Below are 16192 nucleotides of genomic sequence, written 5' to 3'. Positions count from 1 at the left end.
CCGCTACAGGCTGCGCCGGCTTTCAAAGTGGCGCGGCGCGCCGCTCAAAGGGTCCGTGAAATCGATCGCGCGCGCCAGCAGTTGCAGCGGCTGCGACATGTCATCTTCCTTGCACGGCAGGGCAACAGGGTAAAACGCATCGTTGACGATGGGGATGCCCAACGATGCCAGGTGCACGCGCAGCTGGTGCTTGCGGCCCGTGTGCGGCTGCAAGCGGTACAGAGTCACGTCGCCGCGCTCCTCGATCACGTCGATGACGGTTTCCGAATTCGGCTCGCCCGCTACTTCGCGCATGAGGAAAAACTGCTCGCCCTCGACCATGCGGCTGCGGTAGGTGAATGGGAAATCGCGTCCCGCCAGCACGGGCGCCAGCGCCTCGTAGGCCTTGCGCACTTCGCGGCGCTGGAACAGCGACTGGTAGGCGCCACGGCTGGCTACCTGGCGTGAAAAAATCACCACGCCGGCCGTCTCGCGGTCGAGGCGGTGGATCGGCGTCAGCTCGGCGCAGTCCAGGTTTTTCTTCAGGCGCGTCAGCAAGGTCTCCTGCACGAAGCGCCCGCCCGGCGTCATCGGCAGAAAATGCGGCTTGTCGACCACGATCAGATGCTCGTCCTGGAACAGGATCTCTTCGTGAAACGGGATCAGCGTCTCGCGCTCCAGCTCGCGGTAGTAAAAAATGCGCATGCCGCGCCGGTACGCGCTGTCGGGCGCCAGCACGGCGCCGTCGCCATTGACCACTTCACCGCGCGCCATGCGGTCCCGCCACTGCGCGGCGCCGATCTGCGGATAGCGCTCCAGCAGAAACGACAGCATGCTTGGCCACTGCCCTTCCGGCAGCCACAGGTAGCTGGGTGCCACGCCGTCGCGCATGGGCAACGGGGCGGCGGCGTGGCGCTTGGTCATCCTAGCGCTGCGCGATGGCGTTGCTGCGGTACGGCGGCAAGGCGTCCACGCTGACGCCCTTGCTGCGCGCGTACAGCGGCAGCACTTGCGCCATGTGGCTGTTCATCTGCGAGATACGGTCCTTGCCCGATGGGTGCGTCGAGAGGAATTCCGGCGGCGCGCCCTTGCTCACGGCCGCCATTTTCTGCCACAGGATGACGCCGGCGCGCGGGTCGAAACCGGCACGCGCAGCCAGATCCATGCCGATCAGGTCCGCTTCGCGCTCATCGTCGCGCGAAAACTTCAGCATCACGCCCTGCGCCGCCATATTCGTGGCGGTACTGGTGATGCTCGGATCGACGCCGAGCCAGGCCGACAGTCCGGCGCCGGCCAGCTTGGCGCCGACGGCGGCCAGGTTGCCCTTGCCCGCCTGCGCCTGCGAGTGTTCGCGAAGCGCATGCGAAATCTCATGCCCCATGACGATGGCCACTTCATCGTCGGTCAAATTGAGCTTGGTGATGATGCCGCTGTAAAAAGCGATCTGCCCACCCGGCATGCAAAAGGCATTGACCTGGTCGGAATTGAGCAGGTTGACCTGCCAGTTCCAGTTGGCCGCCGCCTCGTTCCAGCGCGTGGCGAACGGGATGATGCGCTGGGCGATGGCGCGCAGGCGCCTGACTTGCGGGTCGCTGTCGGGCACCAGCGCATTTTTTTCCTTCGCCTCGTTGACCAGCTGCGCATATTGCTGCTTCGATTGTTCATTGAAATCGGCGCCGCCGGCAAAGATGCGCGACGTCGACAGCGGACGCACCTTGATGCCATCCTGGACCGTCGCCTGCTGGGCGTGAGCGGACAGGGGTGCCAGCGCGGTGGCCGCGCACAGGCTGGCCAGGACGGCGTAACGTTTAAGGGATATTGGTGCCATCGGCAGACCTCCATGGAGCAATTTTAGGCAGCATCATCATGGCCGGAAAGGCCAGGAAGAAGCAAACAATGAAAAACGAGAACCAGCCCAATTCCGCGACCAGAAAACCCACCGAGGCGTTGATCAGGGTGCGCGGCACGGCGCTCAGGCTGGAAAACAGGGCGTATTGCGTGGCCGTATAGCGCGGGTCCGTGCTGCGCGACAGGAACGCGACAAAGGCGGCCGCGCCCAGTCCCAGGCTGGCGAAGGCTTCAAAACCGATCACGGCGCTGAGCAGCATGGTATTCGGCCCCACCTGCGCCAGCCAGGCAAAGCCCAGGATGGCGATCGCCTGCAGCGCGCCAAACACCCACAGGCCCCGGTTGATGCCCAGCTTGAGCATCCACACGCCGCCCACCACGCCGCCGGCCAGGCTGGCCCAGAAACCCGTGGTGTTGGCGGCCAGGCCGATCTGCGTCATGCTGAAACCCAGGTCCAGATAAAACTTCGTCGCCAGCGCGGTGGCCATGCTGTCGCCTATTTTGTAGAGTAATACAAAGGCAAGGATCCACATTGCGTTACGCCAACCATCGCGCGCAATAAACTCCTGAAATGGCAAGATGATCGCTTCGCGCATGGTCTTCGGCGGCGAACCGTACACGGTGGGCTCCTTGATCAGCAAGGTGCAGACGAGGCCCGGCAACATGAAGGCGGCCGTGATCCAGAACACGGGCTGCCACGGCATGCGGTCGGCCAGGATCAGCGACAGCGCGCCCGGCACCATGCCCGCCACTTTATACGCGTTGACGATGACGGCGGCGCCCAGGCCCTGCTCGTTAACGGACAGGATTTCGCGCCGGTAGGCGTCGATGACGATGTCCTGGCTGGCAGAGAGAAAAGCCACGCCGCCCGCGGCGGCCGCGATCAGGCCGATCTGCGTGAGCGGGTCCAGCATGCCCATGCCGCCGATGGAAAAGAACAGCGCCACTTGCGTGAGCGCCATCCAGCCGCGCCGGCGTCCCAGCCCCAGGATGCGGTAGCGGTCCATCAGGGGCGCCCACAGGAATTTCCAGATATACGGGAACTGCACCATGGCGAACAGCCCCAGCGCTTTCACGTTCAAGCCCGACTTGGCCAGCCATGCCTGCAGCAGGTACAGCAGGATGAACAGGGGCAAGCCGGAACTGAAGCCCAGCACCAGCACGGCCAGCATGCGGCCATTGGCATAGGAACGCCAGCCAGGCGCCGGGCTTGTGGTCATCAATGCACCGCTTTTTTACGCAGACGGAAGACAGCCAGGTCGCCGCGCAGGTTCGGCAGCACGGAAACCATCTTGCCTTCGGCCAGGGCCACGCATTCGATCACTTCCAGGCCGCATTCCTCTGCCAGTTCGCGGAAGTCGTTGATGGTAGCGCAGCGCACGTTGGGCGTGTCGTACCACTGGTAAGGCAGCGATTTCGACACGGGCATCCGGCCTTTCAGCAAGGCCACGCGGTGCGGCCAGTAGGCAAAGTTGGGAAACGAGACGATGGCTTCGGCGCCCACGCGCACGATGTCGCGCAGCAGCGGCTCGACCTGCTTCATCATCTGCAGCGACGACAGGCACAGCACCGTATCGAAACTGTTGTCGCCAAAGATGGCCAGGCCCTTTTCCATGTCCTGCTGGATCACATTGACGCCGCGCAAAGTACTGGCCAATACCTTGTCGTCGGCGATCTCGATGCCATAGCCGCTGCATTCCTTGTCGCTTTGCAGGTACTGCAGCATCACGCCTTCGCCGCAGCCCACGTCCAGCACGTGCGCGTTGTTCGGCACCCAGTGGGCGATGAAGGCCAGGTCGGGGCGCAGCGCGCTCAATTCGTCAAAAGTCATGCGGTCTCCTTCGCGCCCTGGCGGACGGCAGTGTGCGGTGCAGGAGCGGGCAAGCCCGCCCCGATGTCGTTCCAAACCTGGCCATAATAGGCGCGCACCATGTTCATGTAGCGCGGATCTTCCAGCAGGAAGGCGTCGTGGCCGTGCGGCGCGTCGATTTCGGCATATGTGACCTGGCGGCGGTTGCACACGAGCGCTTCGACGATCTCGCGGCTGCGCTCGGGCGAGAAGCGCCAGTCGGTGGAAAACGAGGCGAGGAAGAACTTGGCCTTGGTACCCGACAGGGCCTGGGCCAGGTCGCCGCCATGCGCGCGCGCCGGGTCGAAATAGTCGAGCGCCTTGGTGATCAGCAGGTAGGTGTTCGCGTCGAAGTACTCGGAGAACTTGTCGCCCTGGTAGCGCAGATACGATTCGATCTCGAAATCGATGCCGAAGCCGAATTTGTAGTCGCCCGTCTGCGCCGCGTCGCGCAGCTTGCGGCCGAATTTCTCGGCCATGTCGTCGTTCGACAGATACGTGATGTGGCCCACCATGCGCGCCACGCGCAAGCCGTTCTTCGGCACCACGCCGTGCGCATAAAAGTCGCCGCCACGGTAGTCGGGGTCGGACAGGATGGCCTGGCGCGCCACGTCATTGAAGGCGATGTTCTGCGCCGACAGCTTGGCCGTCGAGGCGATCACCACGCAGTGGCGCAGCCGCTCGGGGAACATGATGCTCCACGCCAGCGCCTGCATGCCGCCCAGCGAGCCCCCCATCACGGCGGCGAACTGACTGATGCCCAGTTCATCGGCCAGGCGCGCCTGCGCGCTGACCCAGTCTTCCACCGTGACGACGGGGAAGGCGGCGCCATATGGCTTGCCGGTGGCGGGATTGGTGTGCATCGGGCCCGTCGAGCCGAAGCAGGAACCGAGGTTGTTGACGCCGATGACGAAGAATTTATCCGTGTCGAGCGGCTTGCCGGGGCCGACCATATTGTCCCACCAGCCCGTGCTTTTCGGCTCGTCGGCGTAGACGCCGGCCACGTGGTGCGAGGCGTTCAGGGCGTGGCAGACCAGCACCGCGTTCGATTTGTCGGCGTTCAGGGTGCCGTAGGTTTCATACATCAACATATAGTCCCGCAGCGATGCGCCGCTTTGCAGCTGCAGGGGTTGCGCAAAATACATAGTTTGCGGCGAAACGATTCCAATGGATGACATGTGTGTCGGTTTATAAAAGGGAGGCGGCCCCACGGGCCATGGTCGATGCAGCACCGCGATGATAGGTGCTGCAACTTTAACATCAGGACACATCTTGCCGCGCGCGATGTGTCCTGATGCTTAAGGTGACAGTTTACATGAGCTGAAGTTGATGGACAGCTTCCGCGATCACATTTGGCTCCATCGAGCGCATAATTTTGCGCATTTGTGGTGCAATCAGGCCCAGATCGCTGTTGAGGATCTCTTGCTTGACCGCCAACAGCTGCGCCGGATGCATGGAAAACTCGCGCAAGCCCATGCCCAGCAGCAAGCGCGTAAGCTTCACGTCGCCCGCCATCTCGCCGCACACGGCCACGTCGATGCCCGCCTTGTGGCCGGCGGCGATCGTCATGGAGATCAGCTGCAGCACGGCCGGATGCAGCGGATTGTACAAATGCGCCACCTCGTAGTCGACCCGGTCGATTGCCAGGGTGTACTGGATCAGATCGTTCGTGCCGATCGACAGGAAATCCATGCGCTTGACGAACATGGGCAGGGCCAGCGCGGCGGCCGGAATCTCGATCATGGCGCCCACTTCGACCTCGTCGTCGAACTTGACGCCCTCCTCGCGCAGGCTGCCCTTCGCTTGTGCGATCATGGCCAGCGACTGGTCGATCTCGAACGCATGCGCCAGCATGGGAATCAGGATGCGCACCTTGCCGAAGGCGGAGGCGCGCAAAATCGCCCGCAGCTGCGTCAGGAACAATTGCGGCTCGGCCAGGCAGTAACGGATGGCGCGCAAGCCCAGGGCGGGATTCAAGGCCGTATGGTCGGACTGGTCGAGCGGCTTGTCGGCACCGATGTCGAGCGTGCGGATGGTGACGACTCTTCCCTTCATCGACTGCACCGTGTTGCGGTAAGCCTCGAACTGCTCGTCCTCGGTGGGAATCTTGTGGACGCGGCCCATGAACAGGAATTCGGAGCGGAACAGGCCCACGCCGCTGGCGCCCGACTCCAGCGCAAACGCGCAATCCTCGGGCAATTCGATGTTCGCCAGCAGGGTAACGGGCGTGCCGCATTTGGTGACGGCCGGCGTCTTTTTCAGCTTGCCCAGCTTCTTGCGCGCGCGCTGCATGGCCACCTGGCGCTCGCGGTACTGTTCCAGCACCAGCGCGCTGGGGTTGGCGATGACGACGCCGGCGTCGCCGTCGATGATCAACCAGTCGTCCTGCTCGATCAGCATCGACGCCTGCGACATGCCGACGGCGGCCGGGATATCGAGGCTGCGCGCGACGATGGCCGTGTGCGAGTTCTGCCCGCCCACGTCGGTGATGAAACCGATGAAGGAGCGGTCGCGGAACTGCAGCATGTCGGCCGGAGAGATATCGTGCGCGACGACGATCATCTGCGCCATCAATTCGTCTTCGGCCGCCGCCTTGGGCAGCAGCTGCTCGGTACCCAGCAAGACTTTCAAGACACGTTCGGCCACTTGCTGGATATCGGCCTTGCGTTCGCGCAAATACGGGTCTTCGATTTCGTCGAACTGCGCAGACAATTCATCGATTTGCGTCAGCAGCGCCCATTCGGCGTTGTAGTGGCGCTTGCGGATGATGTCGAGCGGCGCTTCGGAAATCATCGGGTCGGAGAGGATCAGCGCGTGCACGTCGATGAACGCGCCCAGCTCCGTGGGCGCATCCTTGGGCAGCTCGTTCCACAGGGTTTGCAGTTCCTTGTGGACGGTGGCGATGGCGCTTTGCAGGCGCTGCACTTCGGCTTCGATCTGTTCCTGGGCGACCAGGTAATGTTTGACGTCAAGGGCGGCCGGCGCCAGCAGATGCGCGCGGCCGATGGCGATGCCGCGTGAAACCGGGATGCCGTGGAGCGTGAAAGATGCCATGGGGTGACCTGTCGGAATGCGGCTGCGGCTGCGTTCGGCGGGCATTACTCGCCTTCGCCAAACCTGTCATTAATCAGGGCGGTGAGCGCATCGACACATGCCTGCTCATCATCGCCCTCGGCTTCCAGGGTCACTTTCGCGCCCTTGCCGGCGGCCAGCATCATCACGCCCATGATGGACTTGGCGTTGATGCGGCGCGCGTTGCGGGTCAGCCAGACGTCGCTCTTGAACTTGGCGGCGAGCTGGGTAAATTTGGCGGAGGCGCGTGCGTGCAGTCCCAGCTTGTTGATGATTTCGAGTTCTTTTTGAATCATTTTTGTATGGTCTCTATCCCTGAATGCGCTACGCTGATGACAATCTTGGCCTATAAAACCCGCCGCCTTCAGGGCGGCGGCCATGCATTTCCCTATTCGCCCACGCGGATGCGGTTATCGACGCGCACGGCGCCGCTTTGCGCACCGGCCAGCGCCATCTCCACCACCACGTCGAGCGTGTCGCGGCGGTATGTGATGGCGCGCAGCAGCATCGGCAGGCTGATGCCGGCGATGACTTCCACCCGGCCCGCATCGGCCAGCTTGTTGCAGCAGTTCGACGGCGTGCCGCCCTTAACGTCGGTAATCACCAGCACGCCGGAGCCGTCGTCGAGCCGGCAGATGGCTTCCGAGGCCAGCTTTTGTACTTCCGCCAGGTCCTGGTCGGCGACGACGTCGATGGCTTCAAACCGTTCCGTTGGCCCGCGAAACACATGCGCGCAGGCGGCGATGAAAGCCTGTCCCAGCGGTGCATGTGTCATGAGCAAAATCCCTACCATAGTCATTTCACCTTCTAGCGCTGCTGCGCTTGCGCAACGCCATGCTCGACGGCGTCGACAAACATGGCTGCCACGTCAAAACCCGTCTGCTGCATGATTTCCTGGAAGCAAGTCGGGCTGGTGACATTGACCTCCGTCAGATAGTCGCCGATCACGTCCAATCCTACCAGCATCAGGCCCCGCGCGGCCAGGATGGGGCCCAGCTTTTCTGCGATTTCCAGGTCGCGCGCCGTCAATGGCTGCGCCACGCCCGTGCCGCCGGCCGCCAGGTTGCCCCGCACTTCGCCCGCCTGCGGGATGCGCGCCAGCGAAAACGGCACCGGCTTGCCGCCGATGACGAGGATGCGCTTGTCGCCCTTGACGATGTCGGCGATGAAACGCTGCGCCATGATGGTCTGCGCGCCGTTATCCGTCAGTGTCTCGATGATGGCGCCCAGGTTCAGGCCATCGGCCTTGACGCGGAAGATGCCCGTGCCGCCCATGCCGTCGAGCGGCTTGAAGATGACGTCCTGGTGCTTGGCGTGGAAGGCGCGCAGGCGCGCTTCATCCGACGTCACCAGGGTCGGCGAAGTGAATTCGGAAAACTGGGCAATGGCCAGCTTTTCATTGTTGTCGCGGATGGCGGATGGCTTGTTGAAGACGCAGGCACCCTGCTTTTCCGCCAGTTCCAGCAAATACGTGCCGTACACGTATTCCATGTCGAACGGCGGGTCCTTGCGCTCGATGATGGCGTCCAGGGCCGACAGGCGCACTTCCTCGGTGGAAACGACCTTGTACCAGTCGTGTTCGTCGCCGGTCAGCGCGATGTGTTTTACCCGTGCCGTGACGATGCCCTCTTCCAGCGCCATGTCCTTCTGTTCGAACGCATACACGGCATGACCGCGTTTGGCCGCCTCGCGCATCATGGCGAAGGTGGAATCTTTGTAAGTCTTGAAGCCTGCCAGCGGGTCGGCAAGGAATGCAATTTTCATGGTGCGTCCAATCGGGGAGCCTGGATAAGGAATGCTTGATTCTAGCCGAGATCGCCAGGCGCAGTGGTCAGCGCGCCCGGCAAGCTGCGGGGAGGGATCAATACACCTCGGGATTCGGGTCCGTGCGCTCCATTTCCAGCGACGCGGCCAGCAAGGCCAGGCGCGCCACCACGCCATACACGTAGAAGCGGTTCGGCGCGGCCGTGCCCGGCTTGGCCTTCAAGTCCGGCACGGCATGCTGCTGGGCAAACGCCAGCGGCACGTACTGCGAGCCGGGCGCATTCAGGTTCTGGTCCACGCCCTTTTCCGCGTGCACGCGATAGAAACCGCCCACCACGTAGCGGTCGATCATGTAGACGACGGGTTCCGCCACGGCATCCTTGATGCTTTCAAAGGTCGGCACGCCTTCCTGGATGATGACGTCGGTGACCACTTTTCCGTCCTTGACGATGGACATCTTGTCGCGCTGCTTGCGCGACAGGTCGCGCACTTCGCTGGCGTCGCGCACCGTCATGATGCCCGTGCCATACGTGCCCGCATCGGGCTTGACGATGACGAACGGCTTTTCCTTGATGCCGTATTCCTTGTATTTCTTGCGGATCTTGGCCAGCAGCACGTCGACGCTGGCGGCCAGCGCGTCTTCGCCCTCGCCTTCCTGGAAGTTGACGTCGCTGCACTTGGCGTGGAAGGGATTGAGCATCCACGGGTCGACATCGATCATCTTGCCGAATTTTTTCACCACTTCATCGTAGGCCGTGTAGTGGTTGCTCTTGCGGCGCAAGGCCCAGCCCGCGTGCAATGGCGGCAACAGGCTTTGTTCATGAATATTTTGCAAGATATCGGGGATACCGTCCGACAAGTCGTTATTCAGCAGAATCGTGCACGGGTCGAAATCCTTCAAACCCAGGCGGCGGCCATTGTTCAGGCGCACGAGGGGCTCGATGACGAGCATGTTGCCATCTGGCAACGCCAAGGGTGTCGGCTGGGTGATGTCGGGCGACCACGAACCGAAGCGCACGTGCAGTCCCGTCTGGCGGAAGATTTGCATCAGGCGCGCCACGTTCTGCAGGTATTGCGGCGTGGTGTTGTGCAATTCCGGCACGATCAGCAGGTTGCGGGCGTCCGGACAATACTTGTCGATGGCGGCCATGGCCGCCTGCACGGACAGGGGCAGCATTTCCGTGGCCAGGTTGTGAAAACCGCCAGGGAACAGATTGGTATCGACGGGCGCCAGCTTGTAGCCCGCGTTACGCAAGTCTACCGAGCAATAGAAGGGCGGCGTGTGCTCTTGCCACTCCATGCGAAACCAGCGCTCAATGGCCGGCGTCGCAGCCAGAATCTTTTTTTCGAGGTCGAGCAGCGGTCCGGTCAGGGCCGTGACGAGATGGGGAACCATAGTTACATCCTTAAATTATGTGCAGTATTCAAAAAAGCACACAGAACTGCCGACTATATTACCGTGTAAGTACCCCAAATCGGGGCAAAAGCCTTGTTTTAAAGACCTTTTCCATTCCCACAACGAAAAAAAGGCACCTCAATGAGGCGCCTTTTCCAGCAGGACATGCCGCGCCGGGGCGCTGGCATGCCAGATCCTTGTTATTTAGCCATGATACGCTTGCTCGCCATGGCTGGTGATATCGAGGCCTTCGCGCTCTTCTTCTTCCGGTACGCGCAAGCCGATGACGATGTCGACCAGTTTATAGGCAACGACGGAGACCAGGGCCGACCACAGGATGGTGGTGCCGACCGCTTGCGCCTGCACCCACACCTGATGGCCGATCGAGTATGGGTCAGCCGACATCTTGTTGGTGACATAGTCGAAGATGCCCTGGCCGCCCAATTGTGGTGCAGCAAACACGCCCGTCAGCAAGGCACCGAGGATACCGCCCACGCCATGCACGCCGAACACGTCGAGCGAATCGTCGGCGCCGATCAGGCGTTTCAAGCCATTCACGCCCCACAGGCAGATGACGCCGGCCAGCAGGCCGATGACCAGGCCGCCCATCGGGCCGACAAAGCCGGCCGCCGGGGTGATCGCCACCAGGCCGGCCACGGCGCCCGATGCGCCACCGAGCATGGATGGCTTGCCTTTGCTGATCCATTCGCCAAATACCCACGACAGGGTGGCGGCGGCAGTCGCCAGCAAGGTGTTGACGAAGGCCAGGGCCGCCACGTCGCCCGCTTCCAGCGAGGAACCGGCGTTGAAACCGAACCAGCCCACCCACAGCAGGGAAGCGCCGATCATGGTCATCGTCAGCGAGTGCGGCGCCATCGATTCACGGCCGTAGCCGACGCGCTTGCCGATCATGATCGCGCCCACCAGGCCGGCGACGGCGGCATTGATGTGCACCACGGTGCCGCCGGCGAAGTCCAGCGCGCCTTTTTGCCAGATCCAGCCCGCTTTCAGGGCTTCGCTGGCCGAGGTGGCGGCATTGGTGATCAGGTCAGGACCGGTCCAGAACCACACCATGTGGGCCGCAGGCAGGTAGGCAAATGTGAACCACAGCACGACGAAGGCCAGCACGGCGGCAAACTTGGCGCGCTCGGCAAAGGCGCCGACGATCAGTGCGCAGGTGATGGCGGCAAACGTGCCCTGGAAAGCCACGAAGACGAACTCGGGAATGACGACGCCCTTGCTGAAGGTAGCGGCGGCGGCAAACGTGCCCTTGGCCGGGTCCCAGATACCGTTCAGGAACAGGCGGTCGAAGCCACCGAAGAAGGCGGTTTTTTCCGTGAAGGCGACCGAGTAACCGTAGATACACCACAGCACGATCACCAGCGCGAACACCATGAACACTTGCATCAGCACCGACAGCATGTTCTTCGAGCGCACCAGGCCGCCGTAGAACAGGGCCAGGCCGGGGATGGTCATCAAAATCACCAGCAAGGTGGAAATCATCATGAAACTGGTATCGCCCTTGTTGGCGACAGGGGCGGCAGCCGGCGCGGCAGCGGCCGGGGCCGGAGCAGCGGCAGCGGGCGCGGCGTCAGGCACGGGCGTGACGGCGGGGGTGGCGACGGCCGTGGTTGTAGCCGCCTCCGTCTTGGCGGGGGCATCGGCAAAGCTCGGCGTGGCGACGCCAAACGCACACAGACAGGCTATCCCAGCGAGCAATTTTGTTATATTTTTACGCATCAATATTCCCCTTAGAGCGCTTCGTTGCCGGTTTCACCGGTACGGATGCGGATGACTTGTTCCAGGTTGTAGACGAAAATCTTGCCATCGCCGATTTTGCCGGTACGCGCGGCGCCTTCGATCGCTTCGATGGCCTGGTCGACAATGGCGTCATCGACGGCCGCTTCAATCTTGGTTTTTGGCAAAAAATCAACGACATACTCGGCGCCACGGTAGAGTTCCGTGTGGCCTTTCTGGCGGCCGAAACCTTTGACTTCGGTGACGGTAATACCTTGCACGTTGATAGCCGACAAGGCTTCGCGTACTTCGTCCAGTTTGAACGGTTTAATGATTGCAGTAATCATTTTCATGGCAGTCTCGCTTAAAAGGTTTTGGATACGGTCAGCACGAGACCGGATTTCGCCAGATTCTTGCCATTCGGTGCCAGCGACGTGATGTTGGCCTTGACGTAGGCCAACGCAACAGTTGCCACGCCGAAATCCTTGGTGACACCCAGCTTGTAATCGGTGTAGCTGAGGGCATCGTTATGTTCGACCTTCTGGCGGCCCACATGCAGGTTCAGCAGATAGCCTTCGTACATATCGATATTCGCGCCCACATCGAGGTAGCCGCTGTTCTTGCTGTCAGGCACGCCAAACAGATTGGTCGTCGAGTGCGAATATTTGATGTAGGCCGGGCCATAGCCCAGCTGGCCGTACAGCTCGAAGGTGTTCGCATTCGTGCTCAAGCCGTTCGATGGGTAGAAGTAATACAGGCCGCCCACGTCATAGGTGAAATCCTTGCTGATCTCGCCCCGTTTACCGGCATAAATATCCCATTCCAGGTTCGTATCGCCGCCGCCGTCCTTGATCCATTTGATGCTCGACAACCAGGTCCCAACGTACAAACCCGTCGGATTGTGGGTATAGTCGGCACCGCCGCTGATGGCAGGGTCGAGACGGCTTTGCGACACGCCACGGTAGCGGTAATCGCTGGTCAGCGCCACGTTGTAGCTCACCACGTTATCAGGTACGGCTTCGGCTGCAGCAGGCGCCGCCACTGCATCCTGGGCCATGGCGCTGCCGCACAAAGCGGCCATGGCCAGCGTCAACGCTGCAGCTAAAGTCATGTTCTTGGACAGATTCTTCATGGCGATTCCCTTTTATTGAACTTTTAAAGCGGTTGAGGTTTAAAATCTTGGCTGGAGATCACAAAGCGTTCATACCTTCTTTAGCAGAATACGTGCCAGCTCTCTTGCCACCTTGACAGGTGCGTTTCCGGCCATACATACCCTGCAAGCCGCTGGGCATGCGGGAATACGCTGCTGAAGCGTTGTGGATTTGCCTATTTTCGCACCAGATTAACACCGCTGTGCACCGCAATGGTGCGATGCACATGCCGCACCATAAAAGGACTGACCATGGACATGAATACCTTCTTTAACGACTTGCAAGGCAAGATTCACCAAGCCATCGAGAACTCGCCAGCCAAGGATATCGAGAAAAACGTGAAATCGATGATGACCCAGGGCTTCGCCCGCCTCGATCTCGTCACGCGCGAGGAATTCGATATCCAGGCGCAAGTGCTGGCCAAGACCCGCGCCAAGCTTGATGCACTGGAATTGCGCCTGATCGAACTGGAAACGCGTCTGAACGAATCCAAAGCCTAATCTGCCGCCAGCCAGGACCCGTTATTGACGGCCTTGCTGGCATACCTCAAGCCTGACGGCGTTTCAAGCGCTAGACTGATCCTGCCCGCACCCGCGCCACAGGGGAGTCTGATGAGCCTGGCCGTCCTGAAAAGCCGCGCCCTGGCCGGCATGGAAGCGCCCGAGGTAAGTGTCGAAGTCCACCTTGCCAATGGCTTGCCCTCCTTTACGATAGTCGGCCTGCCGGATACGGAAGTGAAGGAATCGCGCGACCGCGTCCGTGCCGCGCTGCAAAACTGCGGCTTCGAGATGCCGGCGCGGCGCATCACGGCCAATCTGGCGCCGGCAGACCTGCCCAAGGAATCGGGGCGCTTCGACCTGCCCATTGCGCTGGGCATCCTGGCCGCCTCCGGCCAGTTGCCGGGCGACCAATTACACCACTATGAATTTGCCGGCGAACTGTCGCTGTCGGGACAGCTGCGCCCCATCCGCGGCGCGCTGGCCATGACCTTTGCCATGCAGCGCAGCGGGGCGGGCACGCCACGCGCCTTCATCCTGCCGCAGGCGAACGCGGACGAGGCGGCGCTGGTCAGCGATGCCTGCATCTATCCCGCCCACAGCCTGCTCGAAGTCTGCGCGCATTTTGCCGCGCACGTCAACCACACGGCCTTGCAGCGTCACCAGCCCAGGCTGGCAGCGCACGCTTTTGCGTATCCCGACTTTGCCGACGTGCAGGGCCAGCAGCAGGCACGGCGGGCGCTGGAAGTGGCGGCCGCGGGCGGCCACAACGTCCTGATGGTGGGACCGCCGGGCGCGGGCAAGACCATGCTGGCCAGCCGCTTCCCCGGCGTTCTGCCGCCCATGAGCGATGAGGAAGCGCTGGAATCGGCCGCCGTGCATTCGCTGGGCGGCCACTTCAAGGTGGAACACTGGAAACGCCGCCCCTACCGCGCCCCGCACCAGACAGCGTCCGGCGTGGCCCTGGTGGGCGGTGGCAACGTGCCGCGCCCGGGAGAAATCTCGCTGGCGCACTGCGGCGTGCTGTTTCTCGATGAAATCGCCGAATTCCAGCGCAGGGTGCTCGATGTGCTGCGCCAGCCCATGGAATCGGGCGTCATCCATATTTCACGCGCGGCCCGCCAGGCCGAGTTTCCTGCCCGCTTTCAGCTGATCGCCGCCATGAATCCCTGCCCGTGCGGCTATCTGGGCCACGCTTCCGGCCGTTGCCACTGCACGCCGGACGCCGTGCTCCGTTATCACAGCCGCCTGTCCGGCCCGCTGCTCGACCGTATCGACCTGCAAATCGAAGTGGCCGCAATGCCGCCGGCGGCACTGGGCCGGCACGCCGGTGCCGGAGAAAGCACGCAATCGATTGCCAAGAGGGTAGCAGCGGCCTTTGCCCTGCAGCAGGCACGCCAGGGAAAGGCGAATCAGCGCCTGAGCAGCACGGAAATCGAACAGCATTGCCGCCTGGAAACACATGGCGAACAGTTGCTGCATGGCGCCATGGCGCGCCTGCACTGGTCCGCGCGCACCTATCACCGGGTACTGCGCGTGGCGCGCAGCATCGCGGATCTGGCGGACAGCCGCGGCATCACGCAAGCGCATGTCGCCGAAGCGATCCAGTACCGGCGTGTGCTGCGTGAAATATAAGGCGCCCGGTGAGCACCACACGTGCGCGATTGCGCGCGATTGGCGGCGCTGCTACCATCTGCTGATGAAAAAACCATCACTTGCCCTCTTTCTGGCTACGCTCGCGGCCGCCAGCATTCTGTCCGCCTGCAGTCCGAAATTCGACTGGCGCGACTATCGCAGCCCCGACGCCCAGTTCACGGCCCTGTTTCCAGGCAAGCCGGCCGTGCTGACACGCGAGATCGATCTCAATGGCAAGAAAGTCAGCCTGACCATGACGGCAAGCGAGGTCGATGGCAATACCTTCGCCATCGGCAGCGCCGTGCTCGACAGCGCAGAACAGGCACAAGCGGCCTTGCCCACCATGCAGACTGCCCTGTTAAAAAATATCAACGGCAGCGTGCGCAGCGAAAAATCGGCATCGGCGGCCAGCAGCACGGCAGCCGGCACGCACAAGCGCAGTTCGCTCAGCATCGAGGCCAAGGGCACGCAGCAAGGCAAGCCTGTCTTGCTGGTCGGCCGTTTCGTGGCGCAGGATAAACGGATTTTCCAGATCATCATCCTCGGTGAAGAAAGCAAGCTGTCGCGTGACACCATCGATACCTTCATGGACTCGGTGAAACTCGATTGAGACTTAACGGTCGCTTAAACCGGTGTTTTTACAGTGAGCAAGCCCTTGTAAATGCGTGCGTTGTCCAACAGATAGCCCTATCCGGCTTGCAAATGTGCAATCCGGGCAATCGGACGGCCTGTGCGACATTTCAAGTCGTGATATTGTTTCGACACTAACAACAAGTTTCAGAAAGCGCTTATGTTGATCTCATTCAAATCCAAATCCTCCCCAGAAGTGCTGATGTACCAGGAACATGCCCAGCGTATCCTCGACATCCTGCACAAGAACCCCACGCGCGGCGTCATCACGCCAGCGGAAGCGGGCGATGCCCTGGCCCTGCTGGAAAAAGAAGTCGCGGAAAGCAAACTGCATCCGGAAAATGACGTCGAACACGATGCGCATACGCCGGAAACGCTGGAAGATGGCGAAACGGGTGCCCATGCGCGCGCGCAAAAAGTGCACTTTTCACAGCGCGCCTATCCCTTGATGGAAATGCTGCGCTCGGCCAAGGCGGAAGGCGAAAGCATCACTTGGGGCATCTAGTCCGATGAACGCTGCAGACGAAAAAAAACCCCGCTGATGCGGGGTTTTTTTATATAACAAGCCTGACGATAACCTACTTTCACACTGGTTGCAGCACTATCATCGGCGCAAAGTTGTTTCACGGTCCTG

17 protein-coding genes are annotated in these 16192 nt (G+C 61.7%); 4 read left to right on the top strand and 13 right to left on the bottom strand.

Translation table 11 applies throughout. From position 1 onward, the window contains the following. Nucleotides 1–3: 3 nt before the first annotated feature. The 13 genes from AC1RJW_RS24880 to AC1RJW_RS24820 all read right to left on the bottom strand — a co-directional run bounded on the left by AC1RJW_RS24880 (nucleotide 4) and on the right by AC1RJW_RS24820 (nucleotide 12777). Nucleotides 4–903, bottom strand: coding sequence for a pseudouridine synthase (locus AC1RJW_RS24880; protein WP_493047319.1), 900 nt, complete (start codon nucleotides 901–903; stop codon nucleotides 4–6). Nucleotide 904: 1 nt separating this feature from the next. Continuing rightward, entirely contained in the window at nucleotides 905–1807 is a 903-nt protein-coding gene (locus AC1RJW_RS24875) for a M48 family metallopeptidase (RefSeq protein WP_493047318.1), read from the bottom strand. Then, nucleotides 1788–3047: an AmpG family muropeptide MFS transporter gene (locus tag AC1RJW_RS24870; protein WP_493047317.1), complete on the bottom strand. Its 1260-nt coding sequence runs from the start codon at nucleotides 3045–3047 to the stop codon at nucleotides 1788–1790. Before AC1RJW_RS24870 ends, AC1RJW_RS24875 begins: the two co-directional genes overlap by 20 nt. Further along, nucleotides 3047–3658, bottom strand: coding sequence for a methionine biosynthesis protein MetW (metW, locus tag AC1RJW_RS24865; RefSeq protein WP_070222822.1), 612 nt, complete (start codon nucleotides 3656–3658; stop codon nucleotides 3047–3049). The genes AC1RJW_RS24870 and metW overlap by 1 nt, the downstream gene beginning before the upstream one ends. Continuing rightward, on the bottom strand, nucleotides 3655–4854 hold the full coding sequence (metX, locus tag AC1RJW_RS24860; protein ID WP_493047316.1) for a homoserine O-succinyltransferase MetX: 1200 nt from the start codon (nucleotides 4852–4854) through the stop codon (nucleotides 3655–3657). The genes metW and metX overlap by 4 nt, the downstream gene beginning before the upstream one ends. A 133-nt stretch (nucleotides 4855–4987) precedes the next feature. Next, on the bottom strand, nucleotides 4988–6730 hold the full coding sequence (gene ptsP, locus AC1RJW_RS24855; protein ID WP_493047315.1) for a phosphoenolpyruvate--protein phosphotransferase: 1743 nt from the start codon (nucleotides 6728–6730) through the stop codon (nucleotides 4988–4990). A 44-nt stretch (nucleotides 6731–6774) separates the two neighbouring features. Next, nucleotides 6775–7044 (bottom strand): HPr family phosphocarrier protein, encoded by a 270-nt coding sequence (locus AC1RJW_RS24850; protein ID WP_010393142.1) that lies wholly within the window; start codon nucleotides 7042–7044, stop codon nucleotides 6775–6777. Between the two features lie 92 nt (nucleotides 7045–7136). After that, nucleotides 7137–7541, bottom strand: coding sequence for a PTS sugar transporter subunit IIA (locus AC1RJW_RS24845; protein ID WP_029496035.1), 405 nt, complete (start codon nucleotides 7539–7541; stop codon nucleotides 7137–7139). Between the two features lie 14 nt (nucleotides 7542–7555). Next, a complete protein-coding gene (gene gshB / locus AC1RJW_RS24840; RefSeq protein WP_493047314.1) occupies nucleotides 7556–8512 on the bottom strand; it encodes a glutathione synthase in 957 nt (318 codons plus the stop codon). 97 nt (nucleotides 8513–8609) lie between these two features. After that, nucleotides 8610–9908, bottom strand: a complete 1299-nt coding sequence (gene gshA, locus AC1RJW_RS24835; protein ID WP_077399358.1) for a glutamate--cysteine ligase — start codon at nucleotides 9906–9908, stop codon at nucleotides 8610–8612. Nucleotides 9909–10112: 204 nt separating this feature from the next. Then, entirely contained in the window at nucleotides 10113–11648 is a 1536-nt protein-coding gene (locus AC1RJW_RS24830; RefSeq protein WP_493047313.1) for an ammonium transporter, read from the bottom strand. A gap of 11 nt (nucleotides 11649–11659) precedes the next feature. Continuing rightward, entirely contained in the window at nucleotides 11660–11998 is a 339-nt protein-coding gene (locus AC1RJW_RS24825) for a P-II family nitrogen regulator (RefSeq protein WP_010393464.1), read from the bottom strand. Nucleotides 11999–12009: 11 nt separating this feature from the next. Then, complete coding sequence (locus AC1RJW_RS24820; RefSeq protein WP_493047312.1) at nucleotides 12010–12777, bottom strand: TorF family putative porin; 768 nt, start codon at nucleotides 12775–12777, stop codon at nucleotides 12010–12012. Nucleotides 12778–13047: 270 nt separating this feature from the next. Between AC1RJW_RS24820 and AC1RJW_RS24815 the strand changes: the two genes are divergently transcribed. The 4 genes from AC1RJW_RS24815 to AC1RJW_RS24800 all read left to right on the top strand — a co-directional run bounded on the left by AC1RJW_RS24815 (nucleotide 13048) and on the right by AC1RJW_RS24800 (nucleotide 16063). Beyond that, on the top strand, nucleotides 13048–13296 hold the full coding sequence (locus AC1RJW_RS24815; RefSeq protein WP_046683506.1) for an accessory factor UbiK family protein: 249 nt from the start codon (nucleotides 13048–13050) through the stop codon (nucleotides 13294–13296). 111 nt (nucleotides 13297–13407) lie between these two features. After that, the gene (locus AC1RJW_RS24810; protein WP_493047311.1) at nucleotides 13408–14928 is read left to right on the top strand and encodes a YifB family Mg chelatase-like AAA ATPase; all 1521 of its coding nucleotides are present in this window, start codon (nucleotides 13408–13410) and stop codon (nucleotides 14926–14928) included. Between the two features lie 64 nt (nucleotides 14929–14992). Next, a complete protein-coding gene (locus AC1RJW_RS24805; RefSeq protein WP_493047310.1) occupies nucleotides 14993–15538 on the top strand; it encodes a hypothetical protein in 546 nt (181 codons plus the stop codon). 180 nt (nucleotides 15539–15718) lie between these two features. Further along, nucleotides 15719–16063: a DUF1840 domain-containing protein gene (locus tag AC1RJW_RS24800; protein ID WP_493047309.1), complete on the top strand. Its 345-nt coding sequence runs from the start codon at nucleotides 15719–15721 to the stop codon at nucleotides 16061–16063. Nucleotides 16064–16192 lie beyond the last annotated feature (129 nt).

The sequence above is a fragment of the Janthinobacterium sp. GW822-FHT07A03 genome (genome assembly GCF_058798815.1).
Note: the sequence above shows the minus strand (reverse complement) of the source record. Positions and strands in the feature narration are given on the sequence as shown.

Excerpts from the sequence above, each read along its gene's own strand:
- AC1RJW_RS24880 (WP_493047319.1), bottom strand. The coding sequence starts at position 903 with ATGACCAAGCGCCACGCCGCCGCCCCGTTGCCCATGCGCGACGGCGTG.
- AC1RJW_RS24875 (WP_493047318.1), bottom strand. The coding sequence starts at position 1,807 with ATGGCACCAATATCCCTTAAACGTTACGCCGTCCTGGCCAGCCTGTGC.
- AC1RJW_RS24870 (WP_493047317.1), bottom strand. The coding sequence starts at position 3,047 with ATGACCACAAGCCCGGCGCCTGGCTGGCGTTCCTATGCCAATGGCCGC.
- metW (WP_070222822.1), bottom strand. The coding sequence starts at position 3,658 with ATGACTTTTGACGAATTGAGCGCGCTGCGCCCCGACCTGGCCTTCATC.
- metX (WP_493047316.1), bottom strand. The coding sequence starts at position 4,854 with ATGTCATCCATTGGAATCGTTTCGCCGCAAACTATGTATTTTGCGCAA.
- ptsP (WP_493047315.1), bottom strand. The coding sequence starts at position 6,730 with ATGGCATCTTTCACGCTCCACGGCATCCCGGTTTCACGCGGCATCGCC.
- AC1RJW_RS24850 (WP_010393142.1), bottom strand. The coding sequence starts at position 7,044 with ATGATTCAAAAAGAACTCGAAATCATCAACAAGCTGGGACTGCACGCA.
- AC1RJW_RS24845 (WP_029496035.1), bottom strand. The coding sequence starts at position 7,541 with ATGGTAGGGATTTTGCTCATGACACATGCACCGCTGGGACAGGCTTTC.
- gshB (WP_493047314.1), bottom strand. The coding sequence starts at position 8,512 with ATGAAAATTGCATTCCTTGCCGACCCGCTGGCAGGCTTCAAGACTTAC.
- gshA (WP_077399358.1), bottom strand. The coding sequence starts at position 9,908 with ATGGTTCCCCATCTCGTCACGGCCCTGACCGGACCGCTGCTCGACCTC.
- AC1RJW_RS24830 (WP_493047313.1), bottom strand. The coding sequence starts at position 11,648 with ATGCGTAAAAATATAACAAAATTGCTCGCTGGGATAGCCTGTCTGTGT.
- AC1RJW_RS24825 (WP_010393464.1), bottom strand. The coding sequence starts at position 11,998 with ATGAAAATGATTACTGCAATCATTAAACCGTTCAAACTGGACGAAGTA.
- AC1RJW_RS24820 (WP_493047312.1), bottom strand. The coding sequence starts at position 12,777 with ATGAAGAATCTGTCCAAGAACATGACTTTAGCTGCAGCGTTGACGCTG.
- AC1RJW_RS24815 (WP_046683506.1), top strand. The coding sequence starts at position 13,048 with ATGGACATGAATACCTTCTTTAACGACTTGCAAGGCAAGATTCACCAA.
- AC1RJW_RS24810 (WP_493047311.1), top strand. The coding sequence starts at position 13,408 with ATGAGCCTGGCCGTCCTGAAAAGCCGCGCCCTGGCCGGCATGGAAGCG.
- AC1RJW_RS24805 (WP_493047310.1), top strand. The coding sequence starts at position 14,993 with ATGAAAAAACCATCACTTGCCCTCTTTCTGGCTACGCTCGCGGCCGCC.
- AC1RJW_RS24800 (WP_493047309.1), top strand. The coding sequence starts at position 15,719 with ATGTTGATCTCATTCAAATCCAAATCCTCCCCAGAAGTGCTGATGTAC.